Source organism: Ruegeria sp. BF12, from assembly GCF_056538705.1.
The window spans coordinates 1-21,942 of the sequence record NZ_JBQFTP010000029.1 but is presented as its reverse complement, the minus strand read 5'-3'; the positions used below and the strand labels follow the sequence as shown (position 1 = coordinate 21,942).

Here is a 21,942-nt window from a genome sequence, read left to right as displayed (position 1 = left end):
GGCAACCCGGTACGACAGGTACCCGAAGGTCTTCCTCTCAGCAATCGCCCTCGCAGCTCTCGTCATCTATTGGCTATGAGTCCTGACCCTAATCACTTGATTGAACTGTTGATTGGACGCTCTGCCATTGCTGAACTTTCAGCACGAAAAACGAGCGTTCTTCTTGTGGTCTTATCGGTGGCCGCACAACTGCGTGAACACCGTCAGAAAAACCGTTGCGGAAATCATAGTGAGGTTGCATGGTGCGTCTCGTCTATTCTGACGGGGCGAGTTGCCATGCTCATCGGATATGCACGGGTGTCGAAGGCGGACCGGAGCCAGCTCCTTGATCTGCAACGCGACGCGCTGATTGGAGCCGGTGATGATGTCGAGCGCATCTATGAGGACAAGGCGTCCGGTCGGAAGGATCATCGGCCCGGACTCGACGCCTGCATGAAAGCGCTTCAACCTGGTAATTCTCTGGTGATATGGAAACTGGATCGCCTCGGGCGCGATCTCAAGCATCTCGTAGCAACTATTGATGGATTGCGCGAACGCGGTGTTGGCCTTCGTGTTCTGTCCGGCGCAGGAGCAGAGATTGACACGACAACCGCCAATGGTCGGCTTATCTTTGGCATCTTCGCCAGTCTCGCCGAGTTTGAACGGGAGCTTATCGCTGAACGCACCCGTGCCGGTCTGGCGGCAGCACGAGCACGAGGGCGAAAAGGTGGGCGGCCCCGAAAGATGGATGTGACCATGTTGCGGATGGCGATGAAGGCCATGGCGGATCGAGAAACCAATGCGTCCGATCTGGCAAAACGGCTCGGGATCACTACTACGACGCTTTATGAATACATAAACGGCGACGGAACTGCGAAAGCCCCCGGACAGAAGCTGCTGGACGGAGATCCGGGGTGATCAATATGAGCGGCATTCCGGCGGAAGCGCTACGCGATTTGTGCCGGAGGCTAGATGACTTGGCATCCTGTGATCCAGGTCAGCGGGGTTTGATCGAAGGCGTTGCCGGCCTTTTGGTGTTTCTCGCGTCACTGCATATCGCGCTTTGTCCGGGCGGATGCACGAACTGAATCGAACCGCAAACAACACGATAGGTGCATTATATGAATCGATCTATGGTTGAGCGAGCAACGCACCCGGAGAGGTATTGCCCTGTGGCGTCTTGATCGGAATCCGTGAGCTTCGAAAGCAAAAAAGCTCATGAACTGAATGCGTCAGGCTCGTATTTCTGTGGATCAAACTCTACGAATTGACCGCGTCCGGCGTCCACCACAGCACATTCAAGTTCAGCCTTCAGGCTGTAGAACTGCCGCGCACCTTCTTTTTCCATCAAGAGCCGAATCCCCGCCCGCACAATTTCGCTCAGGTTGGCATACGCCCCTGACCTAATCTGATCTTGAACAAAATCCTGCATCGGTTCTGTAAGGTATACGTTCGGCATAAGGTCCCCTTTCTAATGTCTGACCAAACATGTGTGTTGCACGGCTGCTAGCTAGTAGGCCGTCGTATCACCCACTTGGACCATCTTCATTCGAGCTACCCAAATCAAATAGTTCCTGCTTCTTCAAACGGCGTATGAGCGTAATGTAGTTCACAACCTGGTCGATCTCTTCCGCCCTTCCCGTGGCATAAGGTTTGGAACAGCGGCTTTGAACAAATTGAAACATCGATTGTAGGATCAATGAAGCGCGCACCATGCCCCAAGCAGTGGAGGCGGCCTTTCGTGCTGCTAAACACGGCGTCGTAAAGACCGACGAGATCGTGTTTCTCGCAGTGGTACCGGTGGTTTCGGCCGTAACGTCCTCCCATGATCAATGGCATAAAAGTCGGCCGCTCGAACACCCAATCTGGGAGAGCTACGTCCCTTCTGGCCTGAACGAAGGCTTGGTGGTTTATCATTGGAAGAAGGTTTTCAAAACTCTCGAGGATAAGAGGTTTCCGAGCTTCTCGGTTTTGTGAAAATGCAGACCCGCAAATCTGGTAGTCTCATTATCACGCTGTACCTTCTGCTGGCGTTTGCTCTTGGCGTCATGGGCAGTCTTACGGCGAGCGGATTTCAGTACATTTTCTCTGGCTCTGGAAGCTAGTCGAATGCCTGCCTTGAGTTGGCGTTATTGGACAGTGCGCGTTTGCAGCGAATGACCGGTGTACCGCCCTCCCAGTGGATGGCTTTGCGCTTGCAGTAGACTATTCGCGTATGCAGCAAACGGCAGATTGGTGGCCGAATATTGTTTTTTTGCAGTTTGACAGAATGGTACAATCGCAAATGGCGGCGGGCCGTCTTTCCCATCACTTTTCTTTCATGGGCCAGCGGGATTTAGACAAGCCAAACACCCTTGGCCGTCAGAGAGAGGACGCTGCCCTCCCCCTCGAGCAACCCTATTGGAAAGAGCCGAGTCCTCGGCTGCGCCTGCGGGCCGCACCACCCCTATCCAAACGCGTTGTCACGCCCCCTCCCGCGTTTGCCACGAGGCAGAACAGCAAGAACAGGCAACCTTGCTGTCTGGTCTGCAAATCAGCCCTGATTTCCAAAAGGGAAGCCAGTTCAAACGAAACTGTCTGCGGGAGTACGAAAGGCGGGCGGCTGATTAGATTATGACGCAATGGTCAAACTCAACTGATGTCCAACATCGGAGGTGCCTTCTGATGTCGAACGTTCACCTAGTTTCTGGTCCAACTATGACGGTTGGGTCAGGTTCGTGTGACGTTCAACAGATACTATGGAACGTCACTGATTCCTGACTCAATCGGCGCACAAAACCTCAATAAATGGGCAAATCACGTCATTCAATTCTGACCCAAACGTCAAGCATTTCTGACCCAATACTGGTAGCCGCCATTCAACGACGCTGCCGCCAAGGTCTGTTGAGAGCCCAAAGTGGCCCCCGCTCATGGATAAACTACGGAGTATATAGAATACGTCTTACCTGCTCAGGCGACGATCCAAACCAACGGTGACACGTTCGTGTAAACGCACTTGGGTTTTTGTAGCCCAAGTTCTTTCCGATATCTGTTATGGAAAGGCGCCCCTCGGTCAGCCATTGCTCTGCCTGACGCATTTTCGCCCTGTCTACGAGTTCTGCCCCTGTGGTGCCGTATCTTGTAAGTTCTCTTTGAAGCGTTTTGGGATGCAAACCGATGAATTTTGCAAACCCGTCCAAGCCAGGCCATGCGGAGTAGTCAATCACAGAGAATAAGCCGGCCAAGTCGAGCACTTTTTGAATGGGACTGTACGCCTCCGTCGCCTCGTTTCGTTCAAATTTTGATTGCTGCATCAACCAAGACGCGGGGAACGACATACTAAGGCCCCATGCATCGCATTTTTGAACCTGACTTTTTGGAATAAATGTTGGCGGGATCGCTTTCGGATCAAAAACAAGTACTTCGACCAATGCGCTGTTCCATACTGGCCCCAATCTCGCCTTCAGCATTTCAGACCATGCAACAATGTCCCACGCGTCCGCTTGGCCAGGAGGTTGAGAAGCTTGAAGCATCCGGCGGCCCGTCAATATGGCTCGCCCACCTTCAATCGTCATTGTGTAGTTCATTGAAATTTGCGCGGCTTCCACAAAGTGAAGCCAAGCAACCAGCAGGTCTCCCAAGCTAGGCGTGTAACTCATAGTTTCAGGTGGGACGAAACCGTTACTCCAATCAAATTGACCAGCAATCTCTCCGCAAAGATATGGATTTTTTGAAAGTCTGGCGGCACGGGTGGACGCGCGATACACACATGCGCTTGGAATTGGTTGGGTCGGGCCAGATAATACTTCTGACCTGAGTAAGCAGCCTTCCAAGACCTTTTCTCTGTCGGCGCCCAATTCGCAAGCTCGATCTATCACCGCTGACAAAAATTTTGACTGCATGACTGGGATCGTCACTTGAGAGGCGTGTGCGCACATATGTCATCCAAGTTATCTTTACTGGACAGAGAAAAATAGGTTTGTCCTCAAATGACAATAAGTAATTCTCAAAAACCTTGTTAGCATGATCGCCACCTCGGATATCATTAGCTGGAGATCGGAAAATGAACTTTTCCTTTGAGCTACGTTTCAAGCGAGCACTATCGAAGAGTGCAGCCTCGGTTATCTTTGCGGGACTCATTTCCACTCCGGCATTCGCACAAGAGGGTAGCTTTCCGATACTCTTTACTAACGTACATGTTTTTGACGGCGTGAATGCAGAGAGAATTGAGAACGCGAATGTCTTGGTAGTCGATAATCTAATCGCGGAGGTATCGTCTGAACCCCTTGCCGTCGCCAATGCTAAGATAATCGACGGTGGAGGCAGAACTCTGATGCCGGGCCTGATTGATGCCCACGTACATATGGCAATAACAGAGCCTGTGGCTGATCTGAGAGATAACTTTGATTGGATGTATTGGGGCGCTGTTTCCACGTCAGAAGCAGAAAAAATGTTGCTGCGTGGCTTCACAACTGTCCGAGATGCTGGAGGCCCTGCAATTGGATTGCAAAAAGCAATTGATCGAGGAAAGGCAGTCGGACCACGAATATACCCATCTGGACCCGTGATCTCTCAAACTTCGGGTCACGGAGAACATCGCGTTTACACCGAACCGCACCCCAACTTTATGGGAGCACAGCCCTCTTTCTTTAATCAACATGTAGAGTTCCTGGCCGATGGCGTTCCAGAAGTACTGCGCGCAACGCGAGAGGCGCTGCGGCTCGGAGCTACGCAAATAAAAGTTATGGCTGGCGGTGGTGTGTCTTCTTCGGTCGACCCACTGCACACTGTACAGGGCTTGCCTGGGGAGCTTGAAGCCTCAGTTAAGGCCGCAGCGGACTGGGACACTTATGTCATGGTCCACGCATACAATGATGACTCGATCCTGCGCTCCTTAGAAGCTGGCGTAATCAGCATCGAACACGGACAGCTGATGACAGAAGTCTCTGCACAAGCAATCAAGGATGCTGACGCTTGGATTGTCCCCTTCTACTCGCTGCTGGGGCTGGACGAAGAAACAGTGGCAAAGGCACTAGGACCGACCGCTGGGGCAAAGTTCCTCAGTGTCCAAGCCGGTGCAAGAAATCAGATGAAGCTCATCAAGGATTTCGGAATAGAAAAGGTCGCATTCTCAACAGACATCATTGGAGACCCAGTTGCGCTTTCGAAGCAGAATGATGAATTCCAGTATCGGACCGAAGTCTGGTCATCTTATGAAATTCTAGTTCAGGCAACGTCTAAGACTGCTGAATTGCTGGCGCTTTCAGGAAAGCTTAATCCATACGTTGATGGCCCGTTGGGCGTGATATCGGAGGGAGCTTATGCCGATATTCTACTGGTGGACGGCAATCCAATTGAAGACGTTACTATCCTCGTCGACTACGCGAACAACATCGATTTCATCATGAAGGATGGGGTGATCTACAAGAACGCACTCGAATGAGTGTCGCGCGGAGTGAACTTACCTCGGCACTCCGCGCACCTTTCCAATTGGAGACTTCTATGAAATGAGCCCTTCCGATTGGCTGCTTTGTCCCGCGCTGCGGTCGTATTCGAACCGCGTCTCGAATGGCAGCTTAGCGGAGCGATACAGGCAAGATGGCGACGACGATCAGTGCAGAAAACTCATTGCAGAGGCGGTTGAGTGTCATCCTGGTCATGAAGGCTTGCAGCAGTTCGAAGCTCATCTGAAGATCGACAAACCCATCAATTGGCGAGAAATTCTTGCGGAGAAAACCACCGCAAATGAAACACAGTCGATGATGAATGTCTGCTCAGGGTGCGCTGCGCCGCGGCATTGGGATTTGGGATGACGGTCCGCAAAGGGCCGGACTGTAACTTTTGCGGTATGACAGAACGTAAGAATCGCCAATGGCGGCGCGTCATCCTCCCCGCCGATTTCCTTTCGTGGGTCAGCGGGATTTGGACAAGCCAAGCGCCCCTGGCCGTCAGGGTGAGGACGCTGCCCTCCCCCTCGGGCAACCCTTTTAGACAGGGCCGTGTCCTCGGCTTTGCCTGCGGGCCGCACCACCCCTGTCGAACAGCATTGCCTCGCCCTCTCCCGCGTTCGCCACGTGGCAGATCAGCAGGAACAGGCGGCTTCGCCGTCTGATCTGCAAATCAGCCCTGATTTCCTGGACGGAAGTCAGATCAAACGAAACAGTCTGCGGGAATACGAAAAAGGGGGTGTTGGGTCAGTTTATGACGCAAAGGTCAAGTTCGTCTGACGTACAACAGGATTGTGGAAAGTCACTGATCTTTGACTCAATCGACAGCCAAAACCTCAATAAATCGGCCAATCACGTCATTCAATTCTGACCCAAACGTCAAGCATTTCCGACCCAAAACACTTACAAGCTTTTTCCGATGCCGTGATGTTTCAGTTGAAGAGATCATCTCTTATACGACGCAATGTTAGCCCAAGATATTGAACCTGAGCATAGCGGCACTTGCCGTTCTGTTTCGCAAACATAGGCAAGTGCCTTATGCGTAGAAGTACGCCCAAATTCTAAACTACGTCAGGTTGCGACGTGCGAAACATCCCTGTCTGGCGAATAGATGTCGAGGATGTTCCAATGCCCGGTAGTTGGCGTCGGATTGTTGATCATCGGGACATCAAGGACAGTTGGTTTGCCGCTGGCGATTGCCGCTTCCAATGCCGGCAACAATTCATCAGCAGCACTGAGCCTGTGCCCTTCAGCACCGTAGGCTCGTGCGATGTCTGCATAACCCGGTCCGTTTGCGGGAGCTGCAGCTGATCCAGGGAACGTAGTCCCGTATGTCAGACCATAATGCGCCTTTTGCAGACCTGCGATAGTTCCGAAGGCGTTGTTGTTCATAACCAGCCAGATGATGCCCAGATCAAGTTCGACGGCCGTTGCCAGCATTGATGGGTTCTGACCGAAACCGCCATCGCCAACAAGACTTATCACCACACGGTCAGGGGCTGCCAGTTTTGCGCCGATCGCTCCCGGAGGGCCAAAGCCCATCGTCGCGAACCCGCCCGGAGTCAGGATCGAACCGGGCGTCAGGATATCGAACTGTTGCCCAACACCGTTCTTGTTCCAGCCAACGTCCGTGGTGATGATGGCATCCTCAGGCAGTGCCTTGCGGGTATCCGCCAGAATACGCTCGGGCATCATCGGAAAGGCTGATGAGGTCGCCATGTCCACGTTGCGCGCTTTGAATTCTGTCCGAAAATCCATGATCTTCTGTTCCAGCGCGGGGCGTTTGAAACCGTCGGGATACATCTCGCGGGCAACGCGAGTCAGAACGCGCAGCGCGGCTTTGGCATCCGCAACGACGCCGATCTCGGTGGGATAGTTCCGGCCGATTTCCTGCGGTTCGATGTCGATATGAATGACCTTTGAGCCGGGAATGTTGAACGTATAGCCGGGATACCAGCTGGAACAATCGGCCTCTTTGAACCGGGTGCCCACGGCAAAGATATAGTCGGCATTCAGGCAGGACTGGTTGACCAGCTCGGTGCCCCAAAACCCGGTCATTCCCAGCACGAGCGGATGGTCGTCCCGCAGCGCGCCCTTGCCCATCAGGGAATGCGCTACGGGCAGACCCATATGTTCAACAAACTCGCGCAACTCCTCACTGGCCTGCGCCAACAGGATACCGCCGCCGACATAGGCAACCGGGTTTTCGGCCTTCGCCAGCGCTTCGACAATCTCTCGCGCTGTTTCATCGTCAATCGACGGTTTCTTGAGCGCGCGCGTGTTATCGCGGATACGGTCGAAGCTGTCCGAGGGGATCACCTCGGAGAAGATGTCCATCGGCACATTGACCAGCACCGGCCCGGGCTGACCGCTTTCAGCCAGATGAAACGCCTTTTCCAAGATTTCGGCCATCAGGTCGGCGCGATCCACCCGCCAAGCACGTTTGACGAAGGGGCGATAAATCTCCCACTGGGCCGCGTCTGCGTGCAAGTTCACCTCCTGATGCGGATGCTTGCCGTAGTAGTGCGTAGGAATATCGCCCGCGATCACGACCATCGGGATACAGTCCAGTGCGGCGTTGGCGACCCCGGTGGCGCAATTGGTCAGACCCGGGGAGAGATGGGACAACACCACCGATGCCTTGCCCGTCACGCGGGCATAAGCGTCCGCCGCGTGGCTGGCGATTTGTTCGTGCCTTACGGTGACGAAATCGATGGGGCTTTCCGCCAACGCGGCCAGAACTGCGATGTTTGTATGGCCACAAAGCCCGAACACATGCTTAACGTCACGGCGTTCGAGAAAGTCGACGATATGTTCGGCGACTGTTTTGCCGTCCAGTTTTGCCCCGTCCATCACGCTACCTCCTGTCCGTAGAATTCGCCGAACAGGTCCGGCTCCGAGGGGCGATCTTCAGGGATCGGACGGCTGACCCAGGTGTAGTTCATCATATGTTTCATGGTGACGTTTTCGTTGGTGATGTTGCCACCCCAGATGCCGCAGCCCAGGCTGCTGGTCATGGGCATGCCATTGGTCCACGCGCCAGCATTGGCCTTCGATTGCGGCTGTCGCACCATCATACGGCTGACCGGAGCCAGGCGCGCCAACCGATCGATGTGATCGTCGTTGTGGCTATAAATCCCGCAGGAATGGCCCTTGCCCCCGGTGTTGTAGATCTGGCTGACCGTTTCCAGCGCGTCATCGAATGTGTCGAAGTGATAAAGCGCCATCAATGTGGTCAGTTTTTCCTTGGAGAACTTGTGCTGCGGCCCGATTTGCCCCTGATTTTCGACCATCAGAAACTTGCGATCTTCGGGGATCGAGAAGCCGGCAACCTTGGCCGTTTGCTGCGGCGGACAGGCGATAGTCGGGAACGTTCGGTTGCCCTTTTCGTCCCACATAGCGGCTTCGAGCATAGCCTTCTCTTCATCAGAGCACAGGTACCCGCCTTCGGCTTCAAGCGCCTTGACCATGTCGTCGTAAATTGAACGCTGGATGATAATGTTGCCGTCAGCCGAGCAACCAGACCCAAAGTCAGACGTCTTTGAAATACGTGTGTTCTGAGCGGCGATTTCCAGATCGGCTGTCTCATCGATGACAATGGATGAATTGCCCGCGCCGACACCATAGGCTGGACGCCCTGAACTGTACGCCGCTTTGACCATGGGTTTGCCGCCCGTCGCCAAAGTCAGGTCGCAGATCTCCATCAGATGTTGCGTCAATGGGATCGACGGTTTGCGAATGGATTGAAACAAGTCCTCGGGGGCACCGGCGGCACGGCAAGCAGCACGCATGACCTCGACCATCTCAAAAGTGGTATGGGCGGTTCGTGGGTGCGGGCTGAAGATGACCGCATTCCGGGCATTCGCGGCGGACACGCCGGTCACCGGTGGAGTCATCGCCGGGTTGGTCATCGGGATCAGGGAGGCGATCACACCGGCAGGTTTGGCATATTTCACCAGACCTTTTTCCTCATCCACCTCGACGATACCGGTCGAAGGTGTGCGCAAGACATCTCGCAGCACCATGTGAATCTTGAAGCGCTTCGCAGGACGCCCTGCGCGATCTCCGATACCGCTTTCGTCCACGCCCTGCTGGGCCAAACGCGTGAAGGTTTTCTCGTTCCCCGCATACCACGCAATGGCCTGAGACAGCCGGTCCAGCCTGTCCTGATCCCAATCCTCGATTTCGGCCATGGCAGCGCGGGCGCGTGCCAGCATATCGGCCGCAATGTTGCGGTCGCTTTCAGTGAGCTCTTTGCCCATGATGATCCTCTTGGTGTTTTGGAATTGCAGCATCGGGCATACGACGCTGTGACCGCGCCTCGCCGAATGTTCGCTTGGCGTGGCTGAGACAGCGACGCGCGTGTTCTTCATATCCCAACTCGGCAACGCGGCTTTCGTTGGGCAGTTCGATGGAATAGTCGACGGGTGGCATCCGTTCGATGATGCCGGTGAAATCGATCCAACCTTCGCCAGGATAGAGCCGCGCATCGCGCGCCAGCTGGATCATGCCCTCGCGCGTATCGGCGATGCCGGGCAGGCAATCAGAGATATGCAGGAAGTGAAACAGGTCCGAGGGGACGTGTAGCAACTCTCCCAAATCCACGCGGCTGAGGTGCATGTAAAGCGTATCGACCAGAATACCGCCGTTGGGCTGATCGGAGGCACGCACGATATCAAGCGCCTCATCCAGAGTGCGCAAGCGGGAGAAGCTTGGAAACTCAAGGTCCACTGTTAGCCCATACGGAGCCGCCAGTTCGCAGGTCTCGGAATAGACGTCGATCAGGAAGTCACGATCATCGCGGGTGTTGGTCCACGCGCTCATGATCATGCGCTTGGCACCCAACTCCCCACCGATCTCAAGAGAAGGCTCAAAACTGCGCGGATCGACATCTTCTGTGATGCGCGCAAGTTCGACATCGAGGACTTTCAAGCCAGTAGTAGAGAGAGCAGTTTTGGTGGCATGCACCTGTGCCTTGTCGATTGGAGATTGAGTGAATTCACCGGGCACATGCATCGGAATGAACCTGGGGCTGACGGCATCGTAACCGGCCCGCGCGGCGATATAGACCAACTCGGGCGGCGTACAGCCAATCAGCGTCAGATGCGCCAAGGAATAGAGAGAGGGGCTTGCGCCAGCCTCTTCGGGTTTCACCATGAACGACAGCTCCACGTGTCTGCGAATCTTATTTTCATCACACGTAGTAAAAAATATCTGATATTTTTTAAAATATCAACTTTTAATGCTGAGCAGAAAATGAAAGCGCCCAGGCAACGGCCCGGGCGTGTTTTACATTTGTGTTGGCAAAGCCTTAGAGAGTGACCCAGTCCCCTCCGGACTGGTGAGAGCGCACGGAGGCATCAATGAAGCGGACACCGTCTGCGCCTTGATTGACACTGGGATAGGTCAGCCAATCGGCCGGAATCGCGACGCCATCCCGGCGCGCGGCCACTGCCATTGCGAACTCAGTATAAAGATTAGCCCAGGCTTCGATAATCCCTTCGGGGAAGCCGCGCGCGGTTCGGATCAAACGTTCCGCGCTGGGGTCGATGCCATGCCCGTGACCTCGGCTGATGATACGATCCGGCTCACCAAACCGATTGAACTTTAGCCGCTCCGAATTCTCCAAGTCCCACTCGAGACCTCCTTCGCTCCCGAATATCCGCAACCGCAATCCTCCCCGATTCCCGGGGGCAAGGCGTGTTGCCAACAAGGTTCCGGGGACTTCATTTTGGTAACGGGTAAACATGAACGCCGTGTCTTCCAACGGCTGTGGCACGCCGCAGACATGAAACTCGGCCCGTAGGTTGGTCAAGGGCAAGCCCGAGACAAAACTGGCGAGATGCGCGGCATGGGTTCCGATATCGCCGACACAGCTAGTCGGACCAGAAATCTTTGGGTCCAGCCGCCATTTGACATGGGGCGCATCAGCCACATCATCGGGCGTCATCCAGTCTTGCATGAACTCGACGTGGATTTGGTTGATTTTACCGATGCCGCCTTCCGCCACGATTTGTTTGGCCTGACGGATTACCGGAAAACATGACATCGCATAGCCGACAGCAAAGATGTGTCCCGTGCGCGCGGTAATCTCCTCAAGCCCCTCGGCCTCGTCGACTTCGTTGGTCAGGGGCTTGTCGCACATCACGTCAATGCCCGCCTCCAGAAACGCTTTGGAAGCTTCAAAATGAACGTGGTTTGGGGTAGTGATCATGACGGCATCTACGCCATCCGAGCGTGCCGCCTCGGCCTGTGCCATCTCGTCGAACGACGCATAGCACCTGTCTGCTGGCAGGAACCATTCGGCCCCGCGTGCTTTGCTGCGCTCGGCATCTGAACTGAGCGCGCCTGCGGCGACGTCCCATCGGTCGCTCATCCTCGCTGCCATCGCTTGCGTGACAGAGATACGTCCTCCGCCAACAACGCCCAGCCGCAAACGGCGAGACAACCGGGGGAATGGACCGTCAAAGTTCAGGTTTTCGGGTAAAAGTCTCTCAGCCATTCTGAACCTCCATTTCCGGGACCCGTACGCCTTCCGGCAGCATTTCCACCGCCATGAAAATGCTGGGGGTAATCGTCTCGTATTGATGCCAGGGATAGTTGCCTTCGGCGTCATACATCGGCTTGTGCGTCGCGCCCGGAGCCATGAGTTCTTCGAGGTAAAGGGTTTCAACGTCCCGTTCGCGGCATTGCTGCATTTTGCCAAAGCCTACGATTTGCGTATGCACTTCGCGAAACCCCGGTACCGGGCAGAACGGATGATCCTTATGTAACCCGACATTCAATGGGACCGAGCCGGAATGGTACATGGTCAGTCCAACGTTACCCACGAAGACCTTTGGCGACATGTAGTGGCTGACACCGCGCAGACGCTCCTCTTGGCGAACATCAAAAGCAGATGGCCATGTATCTTTCACCCATGCGAACAGCTCGTTCTCATCGGCATGGGCGTCGAAACCATAGACAATTACTGCGCGTTCCACGCCGTTAAGCACGCTGTCTTGCACGATCACAGACGAAAGCGGCGCAACGGTCTGATCCTCGACCGAAAGGCCCCTTCCCCCAAGGTTCAGAACAATTGCGCGACCCTCGACAGATATTCTGTCTTCATCGGTGATGTGCTGGACGCGAAAGAATGGCTGGGCAAAGTCGAGTGTCTCAATCGGCATTCGCCAACTCCTTCCTCTCATCGTTCAGGAAATCGACCGGCAAAGGCTCGGGTACCTCGCAACGGCTTTCTATCGTCTGATACGCTCCGAATTTCGGTGCCCGTTCAATTGCGTCCATGACCTCGAAAACGTGGTAGGCAAGCGCTCCACTTGCGCGGGGTTGGCGTCCTTCTTGCGCCGCCAGGGCCAGATCCAAAAGGCCGAGCCCGCGGCTGTCTTCATTGAACCCGTGTTTGTTTTCGACCACCTGCCAGTCTTCGCGACCGGTTGGACGAGGCTGATGAGACCAGCGCGAGGTCTCCCGCGTTTTCAGCCAGACATCCCCTTGAAAGATATTGGCACCATGAACCGGGTCAGGATCAGGAATGCTGATGGTGCCGTTTTCACCGTAGATCTCGAACCGCGGAGTTTCGCTGTCCCAGACGTCGAAGCTCATGGTCATCGACCCTATAGCTCCGGATGAGAACTGCAGCAGGCTTAGGGAGTGCGTGTCGACCTCGACATCTATCCATTCGCCGCTGCGAGGGCCGTTTTCGATCATCCTTTTGTCGAACGTGCATCGCGCCATTCCGGCGACCCGGTCAACGGGACCAAGGCAGCAGATCATGGCGGTCAGGTAGTACGGCCCAAGGTCCAGCAATGGCCCGCCACCCGCCTTGTAGTAGAAATCCGGGTTGGGATGGTGGCGTTCTGTCCCGTGGGTACCGACATGGGCAAAAACCCCTGTCGGTTTGCCAATGGCACCCTCGTCGATCAAACGCCGAACGGTCTGCCAGCGACCGCCCAGAAATGTGTCGGGCGCGCAACCGATCAGCAACCCCTTTTCAGAGGCCATGTGCAGGATCGCCTTGCCATCCGTTCGATTCATAACCAACGGCTTCTCGGAATAGACGTGCTTGCCCGCCTCCAACGTGCGCAAGCTGATTTCCGCATGCGCCGCCGGAATTGTCAGATTCAGAACGCAGTCAATCGTCGGATCATCAAACACTTCATCTGGAGTGCAAGCCTTGGCGACACCGTATTGATCCGCTTTGGCGCGGCTTTCCGAAGGATCAAGGCTTGCACAAGCCACGACTTCGACGCTCGAAAATTTGGATAGTGTCTTTAGATAAATATCGCTGATACGACCACAGCCAATAAGGCCGACCCGGAAGGATTTCGATGTCTCACGCGTCATCATTCCTGTCTTCGTAGAGGGGTAAGTAATTCGGGGGCATCGGCCCTTTGTTCCGCCCCCCCTGGTTCATCTGTTCCCAAGCGTGGGCGAGTATTCCAACCGAGCGGGACAGGCAAAACAGCCCCCGCGACAAGGGCGCAGGAAAGCCAAGTTCACAGAAGATCACAGCTGTCGCGCCGTCGATATTCATGGCAATTGGCCGACCGCCGCGTTGACGGCCCAGTTCGGCCTGAACCTCTTCTCCGATATCGGCAAACCGGCCAGAAACTGTGCCTTCTGCCGCCGCATCACGAACAAGTTGCATCAATCGTGGTGCGCGTGGGTCGACAGGCTTGTGAAACCTGTGACCAAAGCCCGATACGATCTTGCCGTAGGTCTCGCGCCAACTGTCCAAGCCATCCCGAACAGCGTCATTCAGCGAAGCTTCCGCATCCATGCGGACTGCGATATCATAGTAAAGCTCTGCACACTGCTCTCCTGCCCCGCCGTGCACGTCGCCCAGCATGTTCACCGCAGTCGCCATCGCATTATTGAGACCTACCCCGCAGGTGGCGGCCATACGCGCAGCCGCGATTGAGGGAGCCTGTGGGCCGTGATCCACGCCTGCGACCAAAGCAGCTTCGAACAAGCGCGCTTGTGCGTCGCTGGGCAGATCACCCCGCACCATCAGCCAGATCATCTGTGGGAATGAAACGTTCCCGATCAGGTCCTCTATGGCGTTGCCACGAAAAGCGACCTGACCGGGCTTCATGTCGATGATGGAGGTACGCCACCATTGGCGAACGGCGCACTCATCCATTGTCATGTTTTCATCCAGCAGGGTCATTGAGTCTTCACCTCTTTGAACGTCTGGGTTTTGCTTTGCGCGGCGAGGCGAATGGGCGCGTTACGCGCACCGTAACCGGCATAGCCCATGCGGCGTTCAACAATTTCGAAAAAGAAGCCGTTAAAGATGGGGCGGCTGTATATCTGAAAATACTCGGCACCCACCGCCCGATCGTAAAGTATGTTACCCCGGTGCAGTTGGGCGACCAAATCGTCATCCAATCCGAATATCGCTTGCAGATCAGCGTAGTAGTTTTCCGGGATGGACAGGCTGGGAAAGTCGGACTTTAGCAACTGAGCTGAGGTCTCAAAAATATCATCCGACTGGAAGGCGATGTGCTGAACACCAGCCCCAAAGCCATCTTCAAGGAATGACGCCGCCAGTGTTCGACGCCCAACTGCTCCATTCAGGTTTAAACGCACTTCGCCCTCGGGGCTTTCGATGGCCTGGCTTTGCACAACACCCGACGGGTCGGCAACGTTCACGATCGGGGATTTTGCCATCTCAAAAGTCGAAATGTAATAGAGCAGCCAGCTTTGCATCTCATCGTGACGCATCGTCTGGGCCAGATGGTCGATACGACGCAGACCGGCAGGTTGGGTGGCTTTGGTTTTCGCAACCGGCTCGAACTCGATGTCCCATACCCGATGGAGATCGGATTTCTCATCGATGAAATGAACGACGTTGCCGCCGACACCTCGGATGGCCGGGATATCCAGTTCCCCGGTCCCCACCGGTTGTGAGAAATTCGGCGCGCCCAACGCGGTCGCCCGCTGAACCGTCTGATCCGCATCTTTGACACGCAACCCCATGTCACAAACGGAGGGGCCGTGACCCAGGAACGCCGAATGGGCAAAACCTTCCTTTTCGGTATTCACAACGATGTTTATGGCGCCTTGCCGCCACAGCTCGACGGACTTGCTGACGTGCTTTCGCTCCATTCGGAAACACATGGCCGAGAGCATATCGGCCAGTTGCGCGCCGCTTGTTTCGTCGGCGGTAAACTCGACGAATTCGAAGCCTGACGCATAGACGCGTTCCGGCAGGTCCGGGATGCCGAAATCCGTTCCCGGCTCGGTCCGGGAAACCTCATCTAACAGGTTCACCAGCGACCTGTAGCTGTCTCGGGCCAGTGTTCGGCCACCGGGTTGAGGAGCTGCTTCGTTGACGCGCGCAACGGACCACGGCCCCTTATATCCAGCGCGGGCAAGCACGCGCACAAAGCCCGCAAGGTTCAGCGATCCGAGCCCAGGAAGAAGCCCGAAATGCCGTTTTAGCCTGCGAATATCCATTTCGAGCCGGGGTGCATCTGACAGTTGCACATGGAAAAGTCGCTCTCCGGGAATTTTCCTCAGGCGCGCGGGTTTGGAACCGTCAGCGAGCGAGAAAAAGGAATTCAAGGCCAACCCCAAATGAGGGCTGTCGATTGCTTCAACGACGCGTAACGCCTGCTCATCCGAGTGAATTAGATCCGACCATGGCAAGCCCATATAGGCCAGACGCAACCCCATCTCTTTCGCGATCTCAGCCGCCTCGCCAATGTCTGCGATTACCTGTTCTTCGGTCGCAGCGGCATCGACCTCGAAAGCAGACCCGATTAGCAGCAATTCCGTTCCCAACTCACTCATCAGGTCGAGTTTGCGCTTCAGCCGATCAAAGGCGCGCTCCCGTCCGCTGCCAGACTGGCCTTCAAGGTTATGGAAAGGTTGCAGCAGGCAAATCTTCAGGCCGAGAGCTGAAGCACGTTTCCGAATTTGCGATGGCGGCCCGTCAAAAGCGGTCAAGTCCGGTTCGTGTAATTCGACACCTCCGAATCCCGCGTCGGCGATAGCACTCAGTTTTTCGGCCAGATCACCGGGGATCGACGTTGTCGAAACCGAGAGGCACATTATCCCTGATATCCAAACATACGCGGCAACCACAGGACCAGATCCGGCATCAGCATCATGATCACCAAGGCGAAGATGAGAACCGCGAGGAAAGCCCAGATTTCCGAGATGATTTCGCGCAGCGGAATGTCCGTCACGGCGTTGATAACGAAGAGCAGAATGCCGTAGGGCGGCGTGATCAGGCCGATCATCGAGTTTACGACGACCAGTACTCCGAAATGCACCAGATCAATCCCAAGCGCTTCGCAGGTCGGGATGAACAGGGGCACGATCACCAGGATGATCGTTGTTGCGTCTAATACGCATCCCAGCGCGAGGATCAGCAGGTTTACGAGGATCAGGAACACAATCGGGCTGACATCTGAACCCTCCAGCAAGGCTGAGATCGATTGCGGGATCTGTTCCTGAATGACGATGAAGTTCAGAATGAACGCGCCCCCAATGACCACCCCGACGGCTGCGGAAGAGCGTGCGCTGTCGACGAACACTTGATAAAGGCCACGGAAGGTCAGCGCGCGGTAGAACAACGCTGCCAATAGCAGAGCGTAGAATGCAGCCACGGCTGCAGCCTCGGTCGGAGTAGTAACGCCTCCATATATACCGTACAGCAGGATCGCCGGCATCAGCAGCGCCGGGAACGCGTTGGCGGTTTTAGCAGGTAACTCGCGCAGCGGAACAGGTTCTTCCAATGCAAAGTTCCGCTTGCCGGCCAGATAGTAGTTCATCGCCATGAGGACGACGCCCATGATCAGGCCCGGCAGAATACCGGCCAGGAACAGCGACCCGATAGAGGCCTTGGAAACGAGCGCGTACAAAACCATCGGAATCGAAGGCGGAATGATCGGGCCGATCGTTGCCGACGCTGCGGTAATTGCAGCTGCGTAGCCTCGGCTGTAGCGGCCATCCTTGGTCATCATCTCAATGATGATCTTACCGATCCCCGCGGCATCCGCGACAGCCGAGCCGGACATACCCGAGAAGATCAGGGACGCTACCACGTTTACGTGCCCGAGGCCGCCCTTGAACCGCCCGACCGCAGCGACGCAGAAGTTCAGCAGGCGGTCGGTGATCGACCCCGCGTTCATGATATTCGCGGCAACGATGAACAAAGGCACGGCAAGCAGAATCGTGCTTTTGTAAAAGCCTTGCAGGATCTTCTCGCCCGCGAGGGCGACGTCCAATCCGGCCGTGCCAAGGTACACTAATGAGGCCAAGAGGATGGAATAGCCGATAGGTGTCCCGATGCCTGCCAGAAAAAAGAGAGCGAGCAGGCAGGAAAGAAGTTCAAAACTCATTTCTTAACTTCCTCGTCCTCTTCGACGTCGACACGGGGATGATCGTCAACGACGTTGTACCCAACGACCAGTTCCAACTCTGTCTTTGGTGGGCCATTGCGCATGACGTCGAAGAACAGCCAAGCATACCGCGCAGCCACGACCAGCATAAAAACCGCGTAAATCGAGAATACTGAGCGCAGCGGTATCTTCTCACCCGAGAACGGATTGCGCACAGTCGAGGTTTTGCGGATTTTCATCCAGTCGATGTAGTCCCACGTCGGCAGGAAACTGTAGAGCATCCCGACCACAATCGCCGCGGCCGCCAGCATCGCAAAGACCTGCCGCACGCGCATCGGCACCGAAAGGTAGATGATGTCGAACTTCACGTGATCCCTCTCGCGCACGATGAAGGCGCAGCTAAAAAAGATCACCCAGACCCAGAGGATGCCGATGAGTTCAAGCGTCCAGCCAGCGGGGGTAAAGAAGTACCGCAGAAGAATTTGGAGAAGGAAGATCAGGAAGATTGCCGCCAGCATCCCGCCGGCAATCGCTTCGGTCAGTCGGGAGAACCCCTTTTTGAAGCCTTTCATCGTGGTTCTCCCTCCCTTCTTCAGACGACCTTAGTTGCCCAGAGCGTTGATCTGCTCCAGAACGCCGTCCGGCCATGATCCGGCGAACTCGCTGTCCAGATACATCGACTGTACCTGATCGCGGAACGCCGCGAGGTCGGGCTCGTAAACCTCCATGCCCTGCTCCTTGAGGAAGCTGACCAGATCTTCTTCTTTCTGAAGCTGCTTCTGACGACCAGATTCCGCCGCTGCGTCTGCCGCTTCCTGGACCTTGGCTTGCTGTTCTGGTGTCAGCCCGTCCCAAACCTCTTTGCCGATGGCGATATAGTTCAAATCGACCAAGTGCGATGTCAGGATGATCTGATTGGTCACTTCGTAGAATTTGGCGTCAACCACAGTCGGCAACGGGTTGTCCTGACCGTCAACGGCACCGGTCGACAGAGCTGTGTAAACCTCTGAGAACGCCATTGGTGTCGGGGCAGCACCCAGCGCTTTGCCAAGGAACTGCCACGCATCTGTGCCCGGCATCCGCAGGTTCACACCCTCCAGATCAGCCGGAGTGCTGACGGTCAGTTCATCCTTGGGTTGGCGCAGGTTCACCTGACGACGGCCCAAATACATGACCGACAGCAGTTTGACGCCCAGTTCTTCTTCGGCCTTTTGCTTGAAGGCATCCATCAAGGGATCGTTGAAGACAGCCACCTGATGCGCGGCGTCCTGATGGACATAGCCTGCGGTAAAGATCGAAAACTCGGGGAAGAACTGTGCCAGTTCCTGCGCCGAGGTGATCGACATTTCCAAGTTGCCGCGGCTGATGGCGTCCAACTCCGTACCTTGGGCGAAGATTGTGCCGTTATAGCTGGGCTCATACGTCGCAAATTCAGCGACCATGGGTGCGAAAACCTCGGCCATTGCGACCGAGCGCTGATCGGTCTCCGATCCTGATGTTGCGAGGCGAAGTTGCACTTTCTCTTCCGCCAGCGCACCACTTGTTGCGCTAAACAGAACACCGGTTGCGACCAGGGCTGATACAGCAGCCCGGCGGGTAAGTTTGGTAATCACTTTGCTCCTCCCTGAGACATCATGATGCTTCTTTTTTGCGATTCAGAGTTTTGACCTATTTTGGACATTTTGCAAGATGTTTTACAAAATATCAGATATTTTTCATTACCTGCAATCTCTGTTGCTGCATTTCCTGAAGGGTTCTTATCCTGACAGTCTCGCCAGTTCTGCAAGAATTCTGAATAGCTTCAATAACTTGAAGCGTTCTAAAACCTTCCCATCCAGACACAATCGGATCTGCTTCGTGCCGAGCTACTTCAACAAAGTGCCTAAGCTGATTAACCAGAGGGTCAGACGCACCCTTCTTCAGCGCGGTTGATGAGATTGGCGTCCACCAGTCCCTTTGCTCACTCTGGTAACTCCACAATCGAAGATCGGGAACGGACAACGAACCATGAGAGCCACCTATCATGTAGCTACTCTCAGTGGTTGAAGGATAGATTGGATATTCCTGAGACGTCATCTCCCAGCTCCATGGAGCAACGATGCTGTCGGACACACTTATGGTCCCTATCGCTCCGCTTTCGAACGTCAACAGAGCACCGGCAACATCTTCGTTGTCGTAGCCCCGCTGCGATGCAGCCGACTGAGCCTGAACGGTCACGACTTCTCCGGCCAAATACCGCAGAAGATCGACGTCGTGGACCAGATTGACTGAGATGGGCCCTGCACCTGGATTCTTTCGCCAGGGCGCAGCATCAAAATACTCGTCTGGCTTATAGAACCAGCAATTCGCATGTACAGCGCGCACATCGCCAATCTTCCCACCGACAATGGCTTCCTTAGCCGACCGGATCAGAGGATTGTGCCGACGATGATGTCCGACCATCAGTGGCACATTGGCCTTCTCCGCTGCCTGAACAAGCTCAAGTGCAGCGGTGGCTTCCACGGCGATCGGTTTTTCGACAAGAAGGGGACAACCATGTCGAACACACGTGAGGCCTTGTTCAACATGAAGCGTGGTCGGGGTCGCAAGAACAGCTCCGTCCGGCGTCTGATTTGCAAACATTTCCTCGAGGGTTTCGTAACATGTGACCCCATGCTCAACGGCGTAAGCACGACCTTCATCGCTGGGGTCGACCACCGCGACGAGATCAACATGGCGCAACGCTCGTATAGCGTCTGCGTGGCGGCGTCCAACAAGGCCAATGCCGACAATGGCAATGCGAAAGTTCTTAGACACTTTGCTTCCTTCCGGAGGGTCCGGAAAATCCCGAAACCGATGATTGCGATCGGGCTGCTTTGCCCAACTTGGCCACGACCGTATTGGGGTTTTCGCGATTCCGCAATAATGTATGATATTTTTATTTTTACCATACATCAGTTTGGATTGCTGATGTCTCTGAAAAATGCTAATTGAACGAGGAAACTGATAATATCGGGTGAAACGCATGGCGAAACAGCCGTCTACGATAGGTGCAAGCACCTATCAGCGCATCAAGCGGGATATCATCTTCGGGGAGCTGCAACCCGGCTCCAAACTGAAGCTGGACGCCTTGAAGGAACGCTACTCGGCAAGCCTTTCGACACTTCGTGAAACGCTGAACAGGCTCGCCAGCGATGGATTTGTCGAAGCTCCTGAGCAACGGGGTTTCCTGGTTACGCCGGTTTCACGAGAAGACCTGACCGAGATTTCAGAGCTGCGCGTCCTGTTGGAATGCCACGCATTGGAGTTGTCCATCGCGAACGGCGACACGGACTGGGAAGGCAATCTCGTTGCCGCACACCACAAACTGCACCTGATGGAACAGCAGCTTCTTAAGGGCGACGAGTCCGAGAAAGAAACCTGGAAACGATATGATTGGGAGTTTCACCAAGCAATGATCGCAGCCTGCAACTCCAAGAACCTTTTGTCTCTGCACTCGATCATCTATGACAAGTATCTGCGGTATCAGATGCTCGTGCTGACCTATCGCGGCGAAGAGGCCGTAAGGGAGCACAAGGGTATGTTCGATGCCGCATTGGCCAGAGACGCGAGCACCGCAAAGAAGCTGTTGGAAGATCACATCCGAAACGGTCTCTCACATACGCTGGAGGCTATGTAGCTCGCTGTTGTTGCTGCCTATCACCATCACCTGGATCAGCGACGCGGGGCCTGATAGGCAAGTTTAATTTCTGTGCTTACCAGATGAATTTCGTAAGTTCATTATTCAACATCTTAACCCCGCTGCATCAGGCAGCCGTATGAGCAGGGATGAAAACGCCAAGCTGCTGCAACCAAGGGTTGCTCAGCACCGCCTTAAAAAACCGGGAACATCACTGAATGGGTGTTATGTGAAGCGATCTCTGGTTGTGTCGTCAACCATCTCGGTCTTCATCATTCGGGTCTCCTGGCTCATAAAAACCCAGCCTTTTCAGACGCCGAATGGTTGCAATTCGATTTATGGCCCTATCAATCTTAATCGCGTTTCCTGTGGCATAAGCAGCCCCAATCAGTTTGAACTGCTTTTCAACGTCTTCGGCGAGCTCCGCGTCACTAGGGTCAGGATGCATTGATTTTCAAAGCGCTGCGTGATTCACGGCTCGAAAACCGGAGCGGTGATATGAGCGACCTTTTCTGGCTGACTG

The 21,942-nt window shown here is 55.0% G+C and carries 19 protein-coding genes; 5 read left to right on the top strand and 14 right to left on the bottom strand.

Annotated elements, in window-relative coordinates:
* The first annotated feature begins 276 nt into the window (after positions 1-276).
* Positions 277-897, top strand: a complete 621-nt coding sequence (locus tag ACR0J0_RS23150; protein WP_480666343.1) for a recombinase family protein — start codon at positions 277-279, stop codon at positions 895-897.
* A 298-nt stretch (positions 898-1,195) separates the two neighbouring features.
* On the opposite strand, the gene ACR0J0_RS23145 is transcribed toward ACR0J0_RS23150, so the two are convergent.
* Both ACR0J0_RS23145 and ACR0J0_RS23140 read right to left on the bottom strand, forming a co-directional pair.
* Positions 1,196-1,438: a type II toxin-antitoxin system ParD family antitoxin gene (locus ACR0J0_RS23145; protein ID WP_480666342.1), complete on the bottom strand. Its 243-nt coding sequence runs from the start codon at positions 1,436-1,438 to the stop codon at positions 1,196-1,198.
* A gap of 1,459 nt (positions 1,439-2,897) precedes the next feature.
* Positions 2,898-3,860, bottom strand: coding sequence for a helix-turn-helix domain-containing protein (locus ACR0J0_RS23140; protein ID WP_480666341.1), 963 nt, complete (start codon positions 3,858-3,860; stop codon positions 2,898-2,900).
* Between the two features lie 161 nt (positions 3,861-4,021).
* Between ACR0J0_RS23140 and ACR0J0_RS23135 the strand changes: the two genes are divergently transcribed.
* The 3 genes from ACR0J0_RS23135 (at position 4,022) to ACR0J0_RS23125 (ending at position 6,185) form a co-directional block, all read left to right on the top strand.
* The gene (locus tag ACR0J0_RS23135; RefSeq protein ID WP_480666340.1) at positions 4,022-5,401 is read left to right on the top strand and encodes a metal-dependent hydrolase family protein; all 1,380 of its coding nucleotides are present in this window, start codon (positions 4,022-4,024) and stop codon (positions 5,399-5,401) included.
* Positions 5,402-5,465: 64 nt separating this feature from the next.
* Positions 5,466-5,771, top strand: coding sequence for a hypothetical protein (locus ACR0J0_RS23130; protein WP_480666339.1), 306 nt, complete (start codon positions 5,466-5,468; stop codon positions 5,769-5,771).
* A gap of 186 nt (positions 5,772-5,957) precedes the next feature.
* A complete protein-coding gene (locus ACR0J0_RS23125; RefSeq protein WP_480666338.1) occupies positions 5,958-6,185 on the top strand; it encodes a hypothetical protein in 228 nt (75 codons plus the stop codon).
* 291 nt (positions 6,186-6,476) lie between these two features.
* On the opposite strand, the gene ACR0J0_RS23120 is transcribed toward ACR0J0_RS23125, so the two are convergent.
* From ACR0J0_RS23120 to ACR0J0_RS23065, 12 genes are all read right to left on the bottom strand, one after another.
* Entirely contained in the window at positions 6,477-8,258 is a 1,782-nt protein-coding gene (locus tag ACR0J0_RS23120; RefSeq protein ID WP_480666336.1) for a thiamine pyrophosphate-binding protein, read from the bottom strand.
* Positions 8,258-9,667, bottom strand: a complete 1,410-nt coding sequence (locus ACR0J0_RS23115; RefSeq protein ID WP_480666334.1) for an aldehyde dehydrogenase family protein — start codon at positions 9,665-9,667, stop codon at positions 8,258-8,260. Before ACR0J0_RS23115 ends, ACR0J0_RS23120 begins: the two co-directional genes overlap by 1 nt.
* Positions 9,648-10,562 carry a sugar phosphate isomerase/epimerase family protein gene (locus ACR0J0_RS23110; protein ID WP_480666332.1) on the bottom strand — a complete coding sequence of 305 codons (915 nt, stop codon included), beginning with the start codon at positions 10,560-10,562 and terminating at the stop codon, positions 9,648-9,650. The genes ACR0J0_RS23115 and ACR0J0_RS23110 overlap by 20 nt, the downstream gene beginning before the upstream one ends.
* A 154-nt stretch (positions 10,563-10,716) precedes the next feature.
* A complete protein-coding gene (locus ACR0J0_RS23105; RefSeq protein ID WP_480666331.1) occupies positions 10,717-11,907 on the bottom strand; it encodes a Gfo/Idh/MocA family protein in 1,191 nt (396 codons plus the stop codon).
* On the bottom strand, positions 11,900-12,574 hold the full coding sequence (locus tag ACR0J0_RS23100) for a hypothetical protein (protein WP_480666330.1): 675 nt from the start codon (positions 12,572-12,574) through the stop codon (positions 11,900-11,902). Before ACR0J0_RS23100 ends, ACR0J0_RS23105 begins: the two co-directional genes overlap by 8 nt.
* On the bottom strand, positions 12,564-13,751 hold the full coding sequence (locus ACR0J0_RS23095; RefSeq protein WP_480666329.1) for a Gfo/Idh/MocA family protein: 1,188 nt from the start codon (positions 13,749-13,751) through the stop codon (positions 12,564-12,566). Before ACR0J0_RS23095 ends, ACR0J0_RS23100 begins: the two co-directional genes overlap by 11 nt.
* On the bottom strand, positions 13,741-14,577 hold the full coding sequence (locus ACR0J0_RS23090) for a citryl-CoA lyase (protein ID WP_480666328.1): 837 nt from the start codon (positions 14,575-14,577) through the stop codon (positions 13,741-13,743). Before ACR0J0_RS23090 ends, ACR0J0_RS23095 begins: the two co-directional genes overlap by 11 nt.
* A complete protein-coding gene (locus ACR0J0_RS23085; protein WP_480666327.1) occupies positions 14,574-16,466 on the bottom strand; it encodes a bifunctional sugar phosphate isomerase/epimerase/4-hydroxyphenylpyruvate dioxygenase family protein in 1,893 nt (630 codons plus the stop codon). The genes ACR0J0_RS23090 and ACR0J0_RS23085 overlap by 4 nt, the downstream gene beginning before the upstream one ends.
* Positions 16,466-17,761, bottom strand: coding sequence for a TRAP transporter large permease (locus tag ACR0J0_RS23080; RefSeq protein WP_170628591.1), 1,296 nt, complete (start codon positions 17,759-17,761; stop codon positions 16,466-16,468). The genes ACR0J0_RS23085 and ACR0J0_RS23080 overlap by 1 nt, the downstream gene beginning before the upstream one ends.
* Entirely contained in the window at positions 17,758-18,333 is a 576-nt protein-coding gene (locus ACR0J0_RS23075; RefSeq protein ID WP_480666325.1) for a TRAP transporter small permease, read from the bottom strand. Before ACR0J0_RS23075 ends, ACR0J0_RS23080 begins: the two co-directional genes overlap by 4 nt.
* A gap of 30 nt (positions 18,334-18,363) precedes the next feature.
* Positions 18,364-19,374, bottom strand: coding sequence for a TRAP transporter substrate-binding protein DctP (gene dctP / locus ACR0J0_RS23070; RefSeq protein ID WP_480666324.1), 1,011 nt, complete (start codon positions 19,372-19,374; stop codon positions 18,364-18,366).
* A 91-nt stretch (positions 19,375-19,465) separates the two neighbouring features.
* Positions 19,466-20,767: a Gfo/Idh/MocA family protein gene (locus tag ACR0J0_RS23065; RefSeq protein WP_480666323.1), complete on the bottom strand. Its 1,302-nt coding sequence runs from the start codon at positions 20,765-20,767 to the stop codon at positions 19,466-19,468.
* On the opposite strand from ACR0J0_RS23065, the gene ACR0J0_RS23060 reads away from it, so the two are divergent.
* Positions 20,766-21,419 (top strand): GntR family transcriptional regulator, encoded by a 654-nt coding sequence (locus tag ACR0J0_RS23060; RefSeq protein WP_480666322.1) that lies wholly within the window; start codon positions 20,766-20,768, stop codon positions 21,417-21,419. The two genes, ACR0J0_RS23065 and ACR0J0_RS23060, sit on opposite strands and share 2 nt — an antisense overlap.
* Positions 21,420-21,942: the final 523 nt, after the last annotated feature.